This is a genomic window from Eubacterium sp. AB3007, assembly GCF_000688015.1.
In the GTDB taxonomy this organism is placed as follows: Bacteria; Bacillota; Clostridia; order Peptostreptococcales; family Anaerovoracaceae; genus Aminicella.
Genome location: NZ_JIAD01000001.1, coordinates 1,419,157 through 1,437,694, shown reverse-complemented (window position 1 = coordinate 1,437,694; position 18,538 = coordinate 1,419,157). Strand labels below are relative to the sequence as shown.

Below are 18,538 nucleotides of genomic sequence, written 5' to 3'. Positions count from 1 at the left end.
CATGAGTATAGAATCAGTTTTCGATCCGTATTCGGAGGAGATACTGAAGGCCTCGGCACTGCCGGAGCATGCCGGAGGGGCAGCTTCCGGCAGTGTTGCCTTTCCGGAGAGAGTCATCATGACATTCTCGGAGAGAATCCTCCGACAGGTTGCCAGTATGGAGGGAGCAGAGGAGATCGGGTTCCTCCTGGCAGGTTCCAAAGTCCCGGTCTACCGCATTCCCCTCGGCCTGAATGGGGAAGGGACGCCGAAGTTCGCGGCTGTGGTGCGTACCGGAATGGGAGCGCCTATGGCGGCAGCGTTTATGGAAGAGCTCATCGCCAAGGGCGGTCGCAGATTTATCGTGTTTGGTTCTTGCGGGCTTCTCACCGGAGGACTACCCCCGGGCCATGTGATCGTTCCGGACCGGGCCTGGCGGGATGAGGGGACCAGTTACCACTATGCGCCGGCGGCTGACACCATCAAGCTCCGAAACGCCTTTTATATCGCCGGATTGTTGAAAGGGCTGGATGTTCCCCATACGATGGGTGGGATCTGGACAACAGACGGTCTCTACCGAGAGACCGTGGACAATGCCGGTAAGCGGCGGGAGGCCGGCTGCATCGCAGTGGATATGGAATGTGCCGCCCTGCAGGCGGTTTGTGACTTCCGGGGCTGCGAGCTCTACCAGTTTGTCTACGCAGAAGACAGTCTTGTGGATGACCAGTGGGATCCCCGCACTATGGGAAAGGTGCCCGCCGTGCAGATGGAGAGTCACCTGCAGTTGGCGATGGAAATTGCCAGACGGGTATGAGAGGGGTGAATGACCGCTCTCTATGATGATGGATTCAAAAGACACAGAGGCTGTCTCAAAAGAGACGGCCTCTGTTATTTCTCTAAAGAGGTGACTGACCGCCAGCCAGACCTTGACTACGGTTGCCCAAATAGGAAATGAATGCGTTTCTATCTCCCAAGCACAAAGCAAAGGCACCCTGGGATACGCATTTTTTCCGAAAGCCGGTTTTTGGCATCCCGGTTAAAGATCTATGAGTCATTGGGTATAGATTTCCTGAAAACAACCTCTCTGGATACAGAAAAGTCTGTTTTCTGGGATTCTTGTATCCGGGTAGCTATCTTGAGGTAAAATGGGTACAAGTATTGCAAAATATCGATTTTGGGAAACTGCTGGTGTGTCCGCAAGGCACGCAAGCGCGGATCAGATGCAGAAGGCATCCGGCGGCTTCACTGTTCCCGGAAATACTGCAGGATCCCCAGGATCGAGTTCTCCACCATGTCGGACACGGCTTCCCTGGTGTAGAAGGCCATGTGGGGAGTCACGATCACGTTGGGGTAGGAGTTTAGGATGGCAAGCTGTCGGTTGGTCAGCGGTCTCCCCATCCTGTTATAGTAGTAGATCCCGTATTCGTCCTCGATGGTGTCCAGGCAGGCGAATCCAAGCTGGCCGCTCTCAATGGCATCGATCATGGCATCGCTGTCCACCAGAGGCCCCCGGGCGCAGTTTACCAGCCCGCTGCCGGGTTTCATCCTGGCGAAAGCATCAGCGTCCAGAATGTGAAAGTTGCTCTCTGTGGCGGGAGCATGCAGTGTGATCACATCGCTCTCTCTGAGCAGCGTGTCCATGTCCGTGTAGGTTAGGATCTCCGACAGCTCACTGTGGGGGAAGGGGTCATAGGCGAGCATGCGGCACCCGAATCCGGTGAGTTCGCGGGCAACACAGGCGCCGATCCGTCCGGTGCCCACGATGCCGACCGTCAGGCTGCCCAGTTCGCAGGCAAGTTTGCCCTCCAGCGTGTAATCCTGCAGAGCCGCCCGCTGGCGAATGTACTTTAGCTTGCGGATCCCGAGCAGGATCATCATCACCGTGTAGTCCGCCACCGTGGCGGGGGAGTAGGTGATGTTCAGCACGCCCATTCCTTTCTCACGGGCGTAATTGTAGTCAATATGGTCATAGCCGATGGTGCGGGTCATGATGCACCGGACCCCCAGGTCGTAGTAGGCGTCGATCATAGCTTTGTCCACCGGGGCGGTGAGGATGTTGATGGCATCATAGCCCTTTGCCAGATCTACGTTTTTCAGTGTTGGCTTGCTGCTGACAGAATCAAACTCGATTCCATATAGCGCAGCGAATTTATCAAAATAGACCCGCTCATCATACTCGCGGAGTCCGTATACAAACATTTTCATAGGCTTCTCCTGTATTTAGCGTTCGATTCCATCCCGTGCTTCCACGCCGGCCTCGTAGTAGTGGCGCAGACAGGTCATGTCCGTAGCAAGGTCAGCCAGCGCCAAAAGGTAGTCGGGAGCATAACGGCCGGTGATGATCAGCTCAGTGCCGGGAGCACGTTCTTTGACGAGGCACAAAGCCTCCTGCTCCGTAATCATGTTGAAATAGGTGGCGATGGTGAACTCATCCAGGATCACCACATCGTAGTCACCGCTTCGGAGCACCTCGGCAGCACGTTCATATCCATGGCGAGCTGCCATGCGATCCCGCTCAGAGGGCTCCAGTGTGGTGATGCAGCCATCCAGTCCATACAGTTCCACCGTGATTCCGGGGATGCTCCGCAGCACGGAGACCTCGCTGTATTCCATACTCTTGATGAACTGACCTATATAGACACAAAGTCCTGCACCGGCTGCCCGGACAGCCAGCCCGAGCGCGGCCGTTGTCTTTCCTTTTCCGTTTCCGGTGTAGATCTGAAAATAACCCTTCTCCATGAGATACCTCCAATCCTCTATTGCATTGTAGCGCGGGTGTTCTCGTTCGTCAACTGCGAGGAGGGTTAAAAAATGGTAAAATTGACGTTTATAATTATAAAGTTTTGTATTTCGCTATTGCATTACAGTGTAAATAGTGTAAAATATTAAGTATATAGAATAATTATGGCGGCCTACGGAGAACCCTTTCGGACAGACGGAGGAAGACTTTGTTATCGCAGAACGAACAAGGCATTGACACGAGCACGCGAGGGCGGGAGGCGCGATATGTTCCGGATGCCAGAGAAACACGAACACAGATCATCAAGTTTGTTCTATTCTCAGCGTCGGCGGGAATCATCGAGACGCTTTCTTTTACTGTTCTCGACCTGATCACAGGATGGTCATACTGGCCATGCTATCTTATCGCTCTGTCACTTTCTGTGTTGTGGAATTTCACCCTCAACCGGGAGTTTACTTTCAAGTCTGCTAACAACGTACCGATCGCCATGCTCAAGGTATTTCTGTTCTACTGTGTGTTCACGCCGGCATCGACCTGGTGGGGACATGCATTGACGAAGTATGCGGGCTGGAACGAGTATCTTGTTCTGGGAATTACCATGGCCATCAACCTGACTACAGAGTTCCTGTACGACAGATTCTATGTATTTAGAGATACCATGAACACGAACAAGCGAGGAAGACTATGAAGAAGAGGCTATCTGGAAAACGCGCACGCAGCCGTCGCATCATCATGCATTCGGCTAAGAGATTGTTCGAAGAGAAGGGCATCGGACACGTCACATTTAACGATATAGCGGAAGAATCAGAGATGTGTCGGACAACGATCTTCAACCACTTTGCTACTATCAACGATCTGTACTATGCGCTGATCGATGAGGAAGTAAAGGATCTCGTAGATCTGTACAAGAGTGGAGGCAAAACTGGGAAAGATGCGATAGAAGAACTGTTCCAGAAGCTGCTCGAGGATACTGAGAAGTATCCGGTGCTGGCAAGTAAGCTGCTGAACAACGCGATGATCCGTGATGATGAGGCACCCGCTTTCCAACGGATCGAGAGTATCGTTTGGGAGAATCTCCCCGACCTACCGGAGCACGAGAAAGACGATAGAGTCGTTATGATCACGGGCGTTTATTATGCCCTTTTGAACCACTATTTCATCAACAAGAAGGAGTTCGATGCCGCACGGATGCACGAGACTTTCTGCCGTCTGGCGGCGCCCTACATGTGTTAGAATATGGATAAGACGGATGTAATCAGGAAGTACGCTGTACACCTTGGTCTGCAGCCATATTATACGGCGGGCCAGGCGCAGATTTTTCTGAAGAAGGATGGGTACTGCTTTGTTACCGACCCGGAGACGGATTTTCGGCAGTTTGAGTATGCCTGCATATCGGATTGCACCGAGCTGGCGGATCCACATAAGGACATACTCATGGCCGCGGGAGATCTGGAGGCGCTTGTGGTGGCGCGGACACCTTATGCGGGTATCTGTGCTGCTTCCGGCAGGGAGATCTGTGCTTCGCTGGACGATATGGCTCAGATCATCGGACGGAAGGTGATTGCCGTAGGCGGGTCCGTGCGATCCGTCCAGAAGGCGCTTCGCAAGGCAGGAGCAGTCATGGTTTCCGGAGATGATCCCTATGTGATCACCGCCGGAAGAACACTGTCAGAAGCCTGCGTGGCCCTGGACATTCTGGAGAAATCTGCAGAAGTGAACCTGAAAGCCTCCGTGATCGGTGGACGGAAACCGCTGGGGGCAGTGGACTGCCGCCTGATGCGTGCTGTCTACAGGCGAAAGTACTCCCGCCCATCCCTGGAACAGGAGCAGATCGGGCAGGTCGCTCCGGAGCATGGTGCTGGGCCGGAGAACGACGGGAGCACGCTCCCTTGGAAAGAGGCTGCCGAAGCTCTGGTGAAGTACGGACGGATGCTGGCGGAGAAGGGCTTGGTCCAGGGGACCTGGGGCAACCTTTCCGTGCGGCTGGATGAGGAGTATATGCTTTGTACACCATCGGGGATCGATTACGAGAGATTACGACCGTCGGATATGGTGCGGGTACGGATCGCGGATCTGCACTACGAGGGGGAACAGAAACCTACCTCGGAGAAGGGGCTTCATGCTGGCATTTACAGAAGGAGGCCTGAGGCGAGAGCGGTGCTCCACACCCATTCCAAGAACTGCAGTGTGTTCGCTGCTGCGGAGATGCCCTTGCAGGTGGAAGAGGAGGAGAGCCGGAGCAAGATCGGTGAACTCATCAAGGTTGCCCGATATGCCCTTCCCGGGACCAGGAAACTCACGAGCAGAACACTGGATGCCCTTGGAAACGGGTCAGGTGCGATCATGGCCCATCACGGCATGGTCTGTCTCGGAAGTGATCTGGAGGATGCCTTCCAAAAATGCTGTCTGATCGAAGAGGCGGCGATGGAAGCCATCGACCGAAGAATGAAATAATTAGGAACCAAACAGGGCCGTCTCACATGAGATGGCCCTGCTTGTTCTTTATTTGTTTTGATTCTGCACCGTCACCTCGCTCTGGGTCAGTACGGTGGAGTAGGGTGGGACCGAGCGGGTCACAAAGGAGTTACCGCCGATGACAGAACCCTTACCGATGATCGTGTTGCCTCCCAGGATGGTGGCCCCGGAGTAGATGGTGACATCGTCCTCGATGGTGGGGTGGCGCCGGGTGCCGTGCAGCTGATGGCCGAGTTTGGTGGACAGGGCTCCGATGGTCACGCCCTGGTAGACCTTGACGTGCTCCCCGATGATGGAGGTGGAGCCTACCACGATGCCGGTGGCGTGGTCGATGAAGAAGTACTTACCGATGGTGGCACCGGGATGGATGTCCACGCCGGTGATCCGGTGCGCGTACTCCGTCATCATACGGGGCAGGAGCGGCACGTTCAGCAGGTGCAGCTCGTGTGCCATGCGGTAGATGGAGGAGGCCAGCAGGCCAGGATAGGCCAGGATGATCTCTTCCTTGTTGCAGGCAGCGGGGTCTCCATCGAAGGTGGCCTGGATGTCCGTGTTCAGGTACTCACGCATGCGGGGGATGGCCCGGAAATACTCCAGGCAGATCCGCTGGGCAACGCGCTTGCGCGTGGCTTTGTCGGTGTCCTCGTAGGCGGTGTCGCTGAGGAGCGCGATCTCGATCTGCTTGCGCAGGTTGTACATCACGTCTTCGATGAGCACATGGATTTTGGTGGTCAGGTTGCGGGTGCGATACTCGTGCTCCCGGTAGTAGCCGGGGTAGAGGATCATCTGTAGTTCGTGGATAATCAGCTCGATCTTGTCGGGATCTGGCTGCTCTGCGATGTTCATGTCATCGATGTCCCGGCCTTTGTTGTAGTCGTCGAGAATGATCCCGACGATCTCGTCGATCTCCCGGTCCATCGTCTGCTTGTTGGTTTCCGTATATGAACGCAGTGGTTGCTTTGTAAAGATTTCCATCTCTATTCCTTTCCGAGCCCGATTCGCTCGATCTCCTTCAGTTCCTCGATGCCGAATGTATAGGCGGAGTTGCAGAAGAAGCACTTGACCTCGATCTCTTCTCCGTCAGCGATGATGTCGTCCAGTTCCTTCTTGCTCAGGGTGGAGAGTGCCCGGCTGATCCGTTCCTTGCTGCAGTCGCAGTGGAACCTGGTCTCGCAGGTCTCAAAGATGTCTAGTCCGAGATCCCCCAGGATGAACTCCAGGATCTGCTCCGGCCCCTTCCCCTCCTCTAACATGGTGGTCACCGGTGGCGTCTGGGCGATGCGCGCCTCCAGGGCGGAGATCGTCTCCTCGGTGGCGAAGGGCATGAGCTGGATGATGAATCCTCCTGCACAAAGCACGGAGCAGTCCGTGTCCACCTTGACGCCCAGACCTACTGCGGAAGGAGTCTGTTCAGATACGGTGAAATAATAGGCCAGGTCGTCGCCTACCTCGCCGGTCTGGATCTCCACCTGCCCCGAATAGGGATCCCGGAGCCCCAGATCCATGCTGACACTGAGGATCCCGTTTCCGATGGCACCGCCCACGTCCAGCTTGCCCTTGGATTTCGGGGGAATATCCACATAGGGCTCAGTGACGTAGCCCTTCACGTTGCCCTGTCCGTCGGCGGTGACTGTCATTCCCTTGGCAGGTCCGTCGCAACGGTACTGGATGGTGAGCAGGTCCTTCTCCCCCTTCATCATGGATCCCATCATGGCGCCGGCAGAAAGGAGTCTGCCAAGGGCGGCGGTGGTGACGGGGGTGAGTCCATGGGTGGTCCTGGCTTTCTCTACCATGTCCCCTGCGGTGATGGCGAAGGCGCGGATGCTGTTGTCCGCGGCGGTAGCTCTTACGATATAGTCTGACATAGTTCCTCCTGTTTTCTTAACTCCTTGCTATGATACCACAAACTGCGGGGAAAGAAAAGAGAGCGCCGGTATTTTGGCGGCGCCCGTGATCAGTTGAATAGATTCCATTCTCTATCGGCTAACTGACGGAGCTTGCGGAGGTCCTCAGCGTGCTTTGTAAGGAAGACTTGCTCGTCTTTGTTGTAGGGGGCGAGGGTGTGGTCGACCTTGATCTGTCGCGTTCTTTGCGACTTGTCGTCCTGTAGTATCACACCGTATTCTTTTTTGTCCCCGATAAGGGATATCCAGATGATCAGTGCAATCTCCTCATTTCCTGCAGACAGGTTAGTCCGGAAGGATAGGTAAGGCGCTTTGTAGAAAGTCAGGTTCATATCGTCAGCCTGTTTGCTGTAATCACCGAGTGCATTTTTGGAAAACCCGTTGTCTGCACTGGCATATGTGCGCTGAGCGTGCAGGTTCAGGCCGGCATGCACTGAGGAATACAGCACCAGGAGAACTGCGAAAAAAAGAACAACAGTTATGATTGCTTTTCGTTTAGAGGTGGATGGTTTTTGTTGCATGATGGGTAAAATCCTCTTGAATTTGCTTTGTGAGTGGTTGCACCAACGATAGAAGACAATTGGTTTTTGATGTTATTGCTAATGATTATACCAAAACAATACTAACGTGCTACTAACACTTTTAGCCAAATAGCAATTATAGCATTCTTTTGCACGGTCCAGGCATGGTTGACAAAAAGACGAAACAGGGAGTATTCTAATAGTCAGTGAAATCAAAGGGGGAGGAGTAAGGCAGAAGATGAAAAAAGTAATAATCTGCATACTATTGACCGCGTTCCTGTTTGGCACCATGGAGGTGGCCCTGAAGAGCGCGGGGGCAAGTTTTGATTCCGTACAGCTGACATTTCTTCGATTTCTGATCGGAGGGATCATCCTGGCGCCCTTCGGAATCAGGGAGGTCAGGCGCAGGGGAACCATCATACATCCGGCGGATCTGGGCTGGCTGTTTCTGGTGGGATGTATGGGCATTCCGGTGAGTATGCTTTGTTTCCAGCTGGGGGTAGAGCGGTGCAACGCCGCGACCGCCGCCTCGTTGATCTGTCTGAACCCGCTGTTCACCATGGTGGAGGCCCATCTGTTTACATCGGAGAAGATGGACCGTCTGAAGACCGTCGCCTTTGGGATCGGCGTTGTCGCTGCAGTGTTCATGATCCGGCCCTGGGATATCCAGCCCGGGAACACGGTGGCCGGAATGGCGCTGATGCTGGTGGCCTCGGTGACCTTTGCGGCGTACACGGTCATGGGGAAGAAGACCATCGGCAGAATCGGGACATTTGCTCAGACCAGCATTAGTTTTGTGCTGGGATCGCTGGTGTTGCTGGTGGTGTTGCTGATCACCGGACGGCCGGTGGTGGCGGGGGTCGCGGAGAGTCCGCTACTGGTGCTCTACTGCGGTGTGTTCGTCACAGGACTCGGATACCTGTTCTACTTCATTGCGATCAAGTACTCGGATGCCACCACAGGTTCCATCGCGTTTTTCATCAAGCCGGCCATCGCACCGGTGCTGGCGCTGGTGTTGCTCCACGAGTCCATCCTGTGGAATACCATCGTAGGGGTGGTGCTGCTCATCAGCGCCTCCCTGTTGACGCTGTACGACACCTACAATCAGCGGACGCTGGATGAGGTGGCAACGGAGAGACAATACGAGCACGAGCTGGACGGGATCTTTGCGACACGCAAGCCGAAGACCATCGACAAGCGGCGGTACTTCGCCTGTATGATCCCGCTGGTGGAGATCGATGGCAAGGAGCACATGGTGCTGGAGTCCAGAAACCGAGGTGTGCTGTTCAACCAGGGCGAGGTGTGTTTCCCTGGGGGAGAACTGCGGCCGGAGGAAGCGCCGGAGGACTGCGCTATGCGCGAGACGGTGGAGGAACTCGGCATCGACCGGAAGGCACTGCACATCATCAACCAGATGGATACCTATCATGGGTTGACAGGTGTCAAGATGTATTGCTTTGTGGGACGGCTGGATACGGCGGACTTCCACCCGGATCCGGAAGAGGTGCAGGAGACCATTCTGGTGCCGGTGGAATATCTGCTAGAGAAGGAGCCGGAGATGCATCATCTGGATATCGTGCAGGAGGAGACGGACGATACGCTGGCGGCGCAGATCGCCAGGAACGGGAACAACTACCGGTGGATGAAGGGGCGTCGGGAGATTCCGATCTACAACTACTACGGGGTCCCGATCTGGGGGATCCCGGCCATGATCATCATGGATTTCGCGGCGATCGTGAAGAAGGCAAGGAAGAAGAGATAAAGAAAACGAGGCTGTTGCGGCAGCCTCGTTTTTTTACAGGGCGGTGATCTCCTCCACGCAGCGGATGAACACCTGAGTGGCGGGCAGCGGAGTCTCGTGGGCTCTGGTCGCGATCCCCAGCGTCCGGTACAAAGGCGGATCCAGGGGGACGATCACATTGTCCACGTTGTGGTTGCTCAGCATGAGCTCGCCGCAGATCGAAATGCCCAGGCCGCTGTTCACCATCTCAAGGGCGGTGAAATCGTTTTTGCAGGAGTACATGACGTTGAAGCGGTAGCGGTTGTTGGTGACGGATTCCGGAAAACCGGGATCATCTGCTCCCGCATCTCCCGTACTGTATGAAATGAAGGGATAACTGGTCAGTTCCTTCAGGGTCAGTGTCTCACGGTTCGCTAGCTCGTGGCCATGGGGAAGGATAGCAAAAATCTCATCCTGGCGAAGGGTCTTCGCCTCGTAGGCTTTCTTTTTCTTGAGTTCAGTAATGGCCACGTCGATCCGGCCGCCGAGCAGTAGTTCCTCGATGGCCTCGGATTCTGCCTCACGCATGTAGACCTTGATGCCGGGGTGCTTCTCGGCGAAGTGCTTAAGGATATCTGGCATCCAGGCGGCACTGATGCTGGACAGGCAGCCGACGGTGACGGAGCCTGTCTCCAGTCCGCGCATGTTGGCGCACTCCTGGCGGATGTGGTTCTCCCACTTGTTCTCCTGCCGCATATAGGGCAGGAGCCGTTTGCCGGCGTTGGTCAGTACGGCGCCCTTGTTGGTACGGGTGAGCAGCTTGATCCCCAGATCCTTCTCCAGACTGTTGATCATCTGCGTGATCCCGGATTGCGTATATCCCATGATCTCGGAGGCTCGTGTGATGCTGCCGTGCTCTGCGACCAGCAACAAAGCCTCATATTTCCTGTTATCCATGCTATAATATGCCCTTATATCAAGTATAAGAAAAAACCGTTTTACTTATTATACGGTCTAAAGTATCATAAGTCAAGAAGTGCGCTGAACATAGTTCGCTTACAATACAATAATGAATAAAATTACCCCAGAAAAGACCGCCGTCAGGCGGTCTTTTCTGGGATATATGTGATTTTGATGCTTACTGGCCCAAATCTACCAACGTCAGATGTCCTGTCGACAGCGTCTTCTTCATATCGATGACGCGCTGGTTGGTGCTGCCTCGGTAGAGCAGGGTCAGATCCCGATGGGGCTTCTGGAAGCGCCCATCGATCAGCACATCGATGGTCATCAAAAGCTGCCGAAGGGCTTCCCGCATGGCGGGGTCTTCCCAGCGGGCATCCCGGGAGGCATATCCGCTTCCGTTCGGATCGGCGAACCGAAAAAGTTCCTCCAGCGTATATCCGCTGTACATCCAGATGTTCAGCCCTCTCTTGCGGATCTCTCTGGCCAGAGCCAGAAATCCTTCTGGCTGGCAGGAGGGTTCCCCGCCGCTGAAGGTGACGCCGGAAAGCAGAGGGTTCTCGTCGATGGCCGCCAGGATCTTCTCGATGGAAACATCCTGCCCACCACCGAAATCGTGGGTCTCTGGATTGTGGCAGTCAGGGCAGTTGTGAGGGCAGCCCTGACAGAATACGGCGAACCTAAGGCCAGGACCGTCTACGATGGATTCCCGGGCCACGCCGGCGAGTCGAATGGTTTCGTTCATTAGTATATCCTCCCATCAAAAGGGGCTGTTGCAGTGCAACAACCCCTTGAATGCTTTTGCCTTACAGCTGCTCCATACCGCTGTCAACACTGTGTTTGACGCGGTCAGCCTCCTCGGCAGTCTTGGCGTCGTTCCAGTTATCCATGGTACCTACCAGGTAACCGGTGATGCGACGGATGCGCTCGAACTTGGGCTCGCCGTCATCTTCTCTGCGCCCGCACTGGGGGCACTCGTTGTCGATGATGCCGGTATAGCCGCAACAGGGATCTCTGTCCACCGGGTGGTTGATGGAGCCGTAGCCGATGCCGCTCTCTTTCATGCAGCGGACCACAGCCTCGTAGGCATCCAGGTTCTTCAGTGGATCTCCGTCCAGCTCGATATAGGAGATGTGGCCGCCGTTGGTCAATTCGTGGTAAGGTGCCTCGCGGCGGATCTTGTCGAAGGCGTTGATGTTGTAGTAAACAGGAACATGGAAGCTGTTGGTGTAGTAGTCTCTGTCGGTGACCCCCTCGATCACGCCGTAGCGCTCCCGGTCGATCTTCACGAAACGGCCGGACAGCCCCTCTGCCGGGGTTCCGATCAGGGAGAAGTTCAGGCCTGTCTTCCGGGCCTCCTCGTCCATACGCTTTCTCATGTAAGCGACGATCTCAATTCCGAGTTTCTGTGCTTCCTCGGACTCGCCGTGGTGGACGCCGATCAGGGACTTCAGGCATTCTGCCAGACCGATGAAGCCAACGGTCAGCGTTCCGTGCTTGATGACCTCCTCGATGGTGTCCTCCGGTCCCAGTTTCTTGGAGTCGATCCAGACACCCTGACCCATGAGGAAGGGGAAGTTCTTGACTTTCTTCTGGGACTGGATGTGGAAGCGTTCCTTCAGCTGTCCGATGCACAGGTCGATCATGTGGTCCAGGCTCTCAAAGAAGATCTCCTGATCGCCTCTGGCCTTGATGGCCAGGCGGGGCAGGTTGATGGACGTGAAGGACAGATTGCCTCTTCCGTAAACGATCTCTCTGGAGGGGTCATGCACGTTGGCGATGACTCTGGTGCGGCATCCCATGTAAGCGCACTCGGTCTCCGGGTGACCTGGCTTGTAGTACTGCAGGTTGAATGGTGCGTCCAGGAACGAGAAGTTCGGGAACAGCCGCTTGGCGCTGGTTCTGCAGGCCAGCTTGAACAGATCGTAGTTGGGGTCCTCCGGGTTGTAACTGACGCCTTCCTTGACCTTGAATATCTGGATCGGGAAAATAGGAGTCTCGCCAAAGCCCAGACCGGCCTCGGTGGCTTCCATGATGCACTTCATGACCAAACGGCCTTCCATGGAGGTGTCGGTCCCGTAGTTGATGGAACTGAAGGGCACCTGGGCACCGGCTCTGGAGTGCATAGTGTTCAGGTTGTGGATCAGGGCCTCCATCGCCTGGTAGGTCTTCCGGACGATCTCTCTATCGGCGAAGAGCTTGGCCTTGTCCTGGAGGCGCTCCATGGTGGCTTTGTCGCCGATGGTCTCCAGCATCTTCAGCTCGATCGCCTTGTAATTGTTGTCCCAGGCCATGCACGGCACATCGCCGGTCTTCTCCTCCACCTCGGCACCGAACTTTTTCAGCTTGTCCGCGCCGTTCTCGATGTTGTAGAGGAGCTCCAGCATCTTGCCCAGGTTGGTCCAGTAGAGGCGCTTGTAGGCCTTCCGGACGCCCGGTGCCATGCTGTAGTCAAAGTTGGGGATGGACTGCCCGCCATGCTGGTCGTTCTGGTTGGACTGGATGGCGATGCAGGCCAGTGCTGCGTAACTCTCGATGTCGTTGGGCTCTCTCAGGTGACCGTGTCCGGTGGAGAAGCCGTCCTTCAGGAGGTCGACCAGATCGATCTGGCAGCAGGTCATGGTCAGCGTATAGAAGTCCATGTCGTGGATGTGGATGTCTCCGTTCTCGTGGGCCTTGCCGTACTTGGGATCGATGACGTACATCTTGTAGAATTCCTTGGCGCCCTCGGATCCGTACTTCAGCATGGTGCCCATGGCGGTGTTCCCGTCGATGTTGGCGTTCTCACGCTTGACGTCGATCTCCTGTGCTTCCTTGAAGGTCAGATCCTCATAGATGTGCATCAGCTTGGTGTCCATGTCACGGATGCGTGTACGTTCTGCACGGTAGAGGATGTATTCCTTGGCAGTTCTGGCGTGACCGTTCTCGATCAGGATCTTCTCGACGGCATCCTGGATCTGTTCCACGGTCGGGGTGTCGTTGTGACATACCTCCAACAGATAGAGTTCTACCTGCTTGGCCAGGTAGGCGGACATGGCCTTGTCCTTTCCGCCCAGCACCTGGGCCGCCTTGAAAATGGCATCGGTGATCTTGTCGATGTCAAAGTCGACGACTCTTCCGTCGCGCTTAACAATGCGTTCGATGGTTTCCATAATACATGTTCTCCTTATATTCCATACACTAGATATTGTGCTTTTTTGATTAACGCTAAGAGAAATTATACTACAACTCCCACCCATGGTCAATGGTGTGAGAGAAGCTTTTGGAAAATAATTTGCCCACGGGGGAAGGTTTTGTGTATAATAATAGATGTAACGACAGTTGTAAAGACCGTGGAGGGTGTATGAACGGCGAGGAACGCAGACAGAGGATACTGGGAATTATCAAAGAGGCGAGCAAGCCTGTGTCCGGTACGGCACTGGCGAAGGAACTCGATGTAAGTCGGCAGGTAGTGGTGCAGGACATTGCGTTGCTGCGGGCGGCAGGCGAGGGGATCGTCTCCACTAACCGCGGTTATACGCTGGTGCACAGTGCCAGCGAGCGTGTCTTCAAAGTGAACCACACCGATGCGCAGATGGAAGATGAGTTGACCACCATCGTGGATATCGGCGGGACGGTGGTGGATGTGTTCGTCTGGCACAAAGTCTATGGAAAGGTGCAGGGAGACCTGGGGATCGATTCCCGCCGCCGTGTCGAGCAGTTCATGGAAGGGATCCGAAGCGGCAAGTCCAGCCCGCTGATGAACATCACTTCTGGCTATCACTACCACACTGTCCGCGCCGCTGATGAGGCTACGCTTGATCTGGTGGAGCAGGCCCTGGCGGAGAAGGGGTACCTGGTGGAAGAGAAGGAATAGTGCACGGAGGCAGCCCTCGCAGAAGGCTGCTCTTATTTTTTTGCATGAAACTCCGATTTCAGGTCGATCAGATGTCTCGCCTGGCCGAGATGGTTGACAGTGGCAGTGAAGCTTTGTCGGATATCTCCGGATCTCATGCCCTCCAGAATCGCGGGTGATATGGGCAGGCTTCCTTATTTTTATGTTTTGGCCACTACACGCATTTTCCGGATCTTGCTCCGATCCCTGTCCGGTCGCTGATTTCCGGTTGAATTCCCTGCTGAATAATGCTACAATATATCCGAATATACTCTAAAGAAGCGAGGAACTATGAATAACAAGAAATATGACGGTTTTCTATATGGTGTCGACCCAGTCGAGGACCTGAAGGAAATCATCGAGAAGAGTACCAGCCGCGTACCGGAGAAGGCAGCGTATTTGGAGAAGGACCGCAAGGCGAAGAAGTTTCTTCCGATCACATACCGCAAGGTGAAGGAGGATCTGGACGCTTTCGGGACCAAGCTTGTAGATATGGGACTGGCCGGGAAGAAGATCGCTGTTATCGGCGACACCAGTTACCGCTGGATCCTGACCTACTTTACGGTGGTGGCGGGTGTGGGCGTGATCGTCCCTCTCGACAAGAATCTGCCACAGGAGGAGCTCCTGGGGCTTATTGAGCGTTCAGGCGCCAGCGCCATCGTATATGCCAACAAGAGCCGCAAGCGCATCGAGCCGCTGTTTAGGAATCCCTATGACATCGAGTTTTTCATCTCCATGGAAGCAGAGGAAGACGATAGTCAGGTATACTCCATGCAGAAGCTCATCGATGCCGGAAAGGAACTGTTGGCAGAGGGGGATGACCGCTACACCAGTGTGGACATCGATCCGGAGCAGCTGGCGGTACTGCTGTTTACCTCCGGGACCACCGGTCTGTCCAAGGGGGTCATGCTCTCCCACAGAAACATCGCGGCCAATGTCATGAACATGTCCAAGATGTTCCGCATCCCTGACCCAGGCATCGTACTGTCGATTCTGCCGGTACATCACGCCTACGAGATGGTGTGTTCCATCTGGACCACCTTTTATCAGGGACAGACCATCGCCATCTGTGAGGGCCTGAAATACATTCAGAAGAACATGGCCGAGACTAAGGCCAACGTTATGCTGGGCGTACCTCTGGTATTTGAGAAGATGCACAAGGGCATGTTCAAGCAGGCAGCCAGCCGTGGCGAGGAAGAGAAGCTGCGCAGAGCCATCGACCTTTCCCGGCGAATGGGGCTGTACAACAACCGTGCCCTCATGAAACGCATGTTCAAGGCTGTCCACAATTCCTTCGGCGGCCATATGGAGAAGTTTGTGGCGGGCGGTGCTGCCATCGACCCGAAAGTCATCGAAGACTTTGAGGCCATGGGATTCAACATGATCCAGGGATACGGCATGACGGAGTGTTCCCCGATCGTGGCCGTGAACCAGGATCGCTATAGCAAGGCAGCATCCGTGGGCAGGGCTATGCCGGGTACCGATGTCCGAATCATCGACCAGGACGAGGACGGCATTGGCGAGGTCATCGCCAGAGGGCCTTCGGTCATGATGGGCTACTACGAGAACGAAGAAGCCACCCGGGAGGCGATCCATGGGGAATGGCTCCACACCGGTGACCTGGGATACATGGACAAGGACGGATTCATCTATCTCACCGGCCGCAAGAAGACCGTGATCGTCACCAAGGGCGGGAAGAACATCTTCCCGGAAGAGGTGGAAACTGTACTGCTGGAAGAACCATACATCGCGGAGACACTGGTCTACGGCGTGGATGACGAACGTGCCGGCAATGTGATGATCACCGCGGATATCTATCCCGACTACAAAGCCCTCAAGAAAGCAAAAGGTGAGATGAATTCCAGCGAAGTCTACTATTTCTTCAAGGAACTTATCGATCACATCAACAATAAGCTGCCGCAGTACAAGCGGATCAAGCGCATCAACATCCGGGAGAAGGAGTTTGAGAAGACCACCACCGGTAAGATCAAGCGCTTTGGAAACAAGATGACCACCGTGACCGGACAGAAGCAGGGCGAAGGCAGGGTCCGCAACAGCGAGATCGTGCGCAAGGCCATGCACCGGGCCAAGGAAAGAGAACAGGAACTGCTCACAAGCACCGATCCATATGTGGTCCACAAGAAAAGCCGTGCCATCATGGATATCCGGCACATGCTGTCCACAAGCGTGGATCTCTACGGTAAGCGGCCGGCAGTCTACCAGAAATTCGACCGGAAGGAGGCCTTCCGGGAGATCACCTACAACGAGATGTATAGCGACATCAATGCGCTGGGCACAGCCTTCCACAATCTGGGCCTGCGCCGCAAGCGGATCGCTGTCATCGGCAAGAACTGCTATGAGTGGGGCACCAGTTATCTGGCCACCATCTGCGGTACCGGCGTCGTGGTTCCTCTGGACAAGGAACTTTCCGAAAGCGAGCTGAAACAACTGGTGATCGATGCTGAGGTCTCAGCGGTGGTATTCGAGAAGAAATACAAGGACATGTTCCTCCGCATGCGGAAGGACAAAGCCACCTCCCTGGAGACCCTGATCTGCTTCACAGAGGCTGATCAGGAGGAGGGTGTCCTGGCCTGGGCAGACCTCATTAAGGACGGAAACGCCCAGCTGGCCAAGGGAGATCGCCAGTTCCTGGATGCGGAGATCGATCCGGACGAGATGACCGTGATCCTTTATACATCGGGGACCACCGGTGTCTCCAAGGGCGTCATGCTGTCCCACACCAACCTTTGCGACGACCTGATGTCCGCGCCGACGATCCTGGATGTGGGGCCGGAGGATATGTTCTTCTCCGTGCTCCCGATCCATCACACCTACGAGTGCACCTGCGACTTTCTGATGCCGCTCTACAAGGGCGCATCCATCGGATACTGCCAGGGCCTGAAGTACATTCAGAGCGACATGCAGGAGCTGCATCCGACCATGTTGCTGGCGGTGCCTCTGATTATCGAGGCACTCTACAAGCGTATCTGGAAGGAAATCCGAAAGAAAGGCAAAGAAGACACTTTCCGGAGGCTATTGGCCATGAACCGGCTTACCGGCAAGGTCGGTCTGAATATCCTGAAGCCCTTCGTCAAGGAGATCCACGACACTTTCGGTGGCAGGATGCGCGTTATCATTTCCGGTGGTGCGGCCATCGATCCGGAGATCCTGGAGTTCTTCAACCAGGTAGGCTTTGTGTCCGTGCAGGGATACGGGTTGACGGAGTGCAGCCCCATGGCAGCGCTGAACCCGGATCGCCACAAGTACATGCGCAACGCATCGGTGGGACACCTGCTGCCGGGCATGGATGTGAAGGTAGTGGACAAGGACGAGCAGGGGATCGGAGAGATCTGCCTGAAGGGACGCAACGTGATGCTTGGTTACTATAACCAGCCGGAAGAGACCGCCAAGGTGCTCCGGGACGGCTGGTTCTACACCGGTGACCTTGGGTACGTGGATGAGGAGAAATTCATCTATATCACCGGCCGAAAGAAAAACGTCATCATCACTGCTAACGGGAAGAACGTGTTCCCGGAGGAGTTGGAGAACTACCTGGCCCAGGTGCCGTACATCGCAGAGAGCATGGTCTGGGGCGGTGACAAGGATGGATCCAATGAGACGACCATCAATGCTACGGTGACGCTGGACGCCGAGGAGCTCCAGGAGGCGCTGGGAGAGAGCTTCAAGAAGGAAGAGGCAGAGGCGCTTGTGCAGGCGGCGGTAGATGAGATCAACGAGGACCTGCCGCTCTTCAAGAAAATCAAGCACGTAATCGTCCGAGATGAGGATTTTGAAAAGACGACTGGACATAAGATCAAGAGATTCGTGGATGCGAACAGAGAATAAGGAGGGATTATCGACCATGAACGAAGAAGTTATTCTGATGACGCAAGAGGAGTACGACCGAAAAGAAGCGGAACTCAACGAAATGAAGGGAGCCGGACAGAAACGGGTCTCTGAGAAACTGAAGGAAGCCAGATCCTTTGGAGACCTGTCTGAGAACGCAGAGTACGATGCAGCGAAAAACGAGCAGGCAGAACTGGAGGCTGAGATCCTGAAACTGGAGGATCAGCTGCGTCGAGCCAAGGTGGTCAAGGAAAGTGAGATCCGCAATGACCGGGTCAATGTAGGTCATCTGGTAGAGGTGGAGGATATGGAATCCGGAGAGAAGCTGCAGTTCGTCATCGTCGGTTCCACCAGTGATCCTTTTGCCAATCCTCCGAAAGTGGCCAACGACGCCCCCATCGGACGTGGACTCATCGATAAGAAGAAGGGCGAGGTCGTCGAGATCCCTATTCCTGACGGCAAGCTGCATTATAAAGTCACCGGCATTTCCAAGTACGTAGAAAAGAAATAAGGAGAGAA

At 55.0% G+C, this 18,538-nt stretch carries 16 protein-coding genes; 8 read left to right on the top strand and 8 right to left on the bottom strand.

What is annotated here, in order from left to right; translation table 11 throughout:
* Position 1: 1 nt before the first annotated feature.
* On the top strand, positions 2–793 hold the full coding sequence (locus tag P156_RS11920; protein ID WP_051600773.1) for a nucleoside phosphorylase: 792 nt from the start codon (positions 2–4) through the stop codon (positions 791–793).
* A gap of 428 nt (positions 794–1,221) precedes the next feature.
* Here P156_RS11920 and P156_RS0106810 read toward each other — a convergent pair whose 3' ends face one another.
* Both P156_RS0106810 and P156_RS0106805 read right to left on the bottom strand, forming a co-directional pair.
* On the bottom strand, positions 1,222–2,184 hold the full coding sequence (locus P156_RS0106810; RefSeq protein ID WP_027869478.1) for an NAD(P)-dependent oxidoreductase: 963 nt from the start codon (positions 2,182–2,184) through the stop codon (positions 1,222–1,224).
* A 15-nt stretch (positions 2,185–2,199) separates the two neighbouring features.
* Positions 2,200–2,718, bottom strand: coding sequence for a cob(I)yrinic acid a,c-diamide adenosyltransferase (locus P156_RS0106805; RefSeq protein ID WP_027869477.1), 519 nt, complete (start codon positions 2,716–2,718; stop codon positions 2,200–2,202).
* 209 nt (positions 2,719–2,927) lie between these two features.
* Between P156_RS0106805 and P156_RS0106800 the strand changes: the two genes are divergently transcribed.
* The 3 genes from P156_RS0106800 to P156_RS12840 are packed head-to-tail and all read left to right on the top strand — an operon-like array spanning position 2,928 to position 5,173.
* Positions 2,928–3,407, top strand: a complete 480-nt coding sequence (locus P156_RS0106800) for a GtrA family protein (protein WP_207638243.1) — start codon at positions 2,928–2,930, stop codon at positions 3,405–3,407.
* The gene (locus P156_RS0106795) at positions 3,404–3,952 is read left to right on the top strand and encodes a TetR/AcrR family transcriptional regulator (RefSeq protein ID WP_027869475.1); all 549 of its coding nucleotides are present in this window, start codon (positions 3,404–3,406) and stop codon (positions 3,950–3,952) included. Before P156_RS0106800 ends, P156_RS0106795 begins: the two co-directional genes overlap by 4 nt.
* 3 nt (positions 3,953–3,955) lie before the next feature.
* Positions 3,956–5,173, top strand: a complete 1,218-nt coding sequence (locus tag P156_RS12840) for a class II aldolase/adducin family protein (protein WP_051600770.1) — start codon at positions 3,956–3,958, stop codon at positions 5,171–5,173.
* A gap of 48 nt (positions 5,174–5,221) precedes the next feature.
* Here the strand turns inward: P156_RS12840 and P156_RS0106785 are convergent, their stop codons facing one another.
* From P156_RS0106785 to P156_RS0106775, 3 genes are all read right to left on the bottom strand, one after another.
* The gene (locus P156_RS0106785) at positions 5,222–6,169 is read right to left on the bottom strand and encodes a serine O-acetyltransferase (RefSeq protein ID WP_051600768.1); all 948 of its coding nucleotides are present in this window, start codon (positions 6,167–6,169) and stop codon (positions 5,222–5,224) included.
* 2 nt (positions 6,170–6,171) lie between these two features.
* Positions 6,172–7,059 (bottom strand): Hsp33 family molecular chaperone HslO, encoded by an 888-nt coding sequence (gene hslO / locus P156_RS0106780; RefSeq protein ID WP_027869473.1) that lies wholly within the window; start codon positions 7,057–7,059, stop codon positions 6,172–6,174.
* Positions 7,060–7,148: 89 nt separating this feature from the next.
* Positions 7,149–7,619, bottom strand: a complete 471-nt coding sequence (locus P156_RS0106775; RefSeq protein WP_027869472.1) for a hypothetical protein — start codon at positions 7,617–7,619, stop codon at positions 7,149–7,151.
* A gap of 238 nt (positions 7,620–7,857) precedes the next feature.
* On the opposite strand from P156_RS0106775, the gene P156_RS0106770 reads away from it, so the two are divergent.
* A complete protein-coding gene (locus tag P156_RS0106770) occupies positions 7,858–9,381 on the top strand; it encodes an EamA family transporter (RefSeq protein ID WP_027869471.1) in 1,524 nt (507 codons plus the stop codon).
* Positions 9,382–9,414: 33 nt separating this feature from the next.
* Here the strand turns inward: P156_RS0106770 and P156_RS0106765 are convergent, their stop codons facing one another.
* The 3 genes from P156_RS0106765 to P156_RS0106755 form a co-directional block, all read right to left on the bottom strand.
* Positions 9,415–10,296 carry a LysR family transcriptional regulator gene (locus P156_RS0106765; protein WP_027869470.1) on the bottom strand — a complete coding sequence of 294 codons (882 nt, stop codon included), beginning with the start codon at positions 10,294–10,296 and terminating at the stop codon, positions 9,415–9,417.
* Between the two features lie 181 nt (positions 10,297–10,477).
* Positions 10,478–11,044: a 4Fe-4S single cluster domain-containing protein gene (locus P156_RS0106760; RefSeq protein ID WP_027869469.1), complete on the bottom strand. Its 567-nt coding sequence runs from the start codon at positions 11,042–11,044 to the stop codon at positions 10,478–10,480.
* A gap of 61 nt (positions 11,045–11,105) precedes the next feature.
* A complete protein-coding gene (locus tag P156_RS0106755; RefSeq protein WP_027869468.1) occupies positions 11,106–13,451 on the bottom strand; it encodes an anaerobic ribonucleoside triphosphate reductase in 2,346 nt (781 codons plus the stop codon).
* A gap of 191 nt (positions 13,452–13,642) precedes the next feature.
* Between P156_RS0106755 and P156_RS0106750 the strand changes: the two genes are divergently transcribed.
* The 3 genes from P156_RS0106750 to greA all read left to right on the top strand — a co-directional run bounded on the left by P156_RS0106750 (position 13,643) and on the right by greA (position 18,530).
* Complete coding sequence (locus P156_RS0106750; RefSeq protein ID WP_027869467.1) at positions 13,643–14,155, top strand: transcription repressor NadR; 513 nt, start codon at positions 13,643–13,645, stop codon at positions 14,153–14,155.
* Positions 14,156–14,464: 309 nt separating this feature from the next.
* Positions 14,465–18,019: a long-chain fatty acid--CoA ligase gene (locus P156_RS12835; protein ID WP_051600766.1), complete on the top strand. Its 3,555-nt coding sequence runs from the start codon at positions 14,465–14,467 to the stop codon at positions 18,017–18,019.
* A 16-nt stretch (positions 18,020–18,035) separates the two neighbouring features.
* A complete protein-coding gene (gene greA, locus P156_RS0106740) occupies positions 18,036–18,530 on the top strand; it encodes a transcription elongation factor GreA (RefSeq protein WP_027869466.1) in 495 nt (164 codons plus the stop codon).
* Positions 18,531–18,538: the final 8 nt, after the last annotated feature.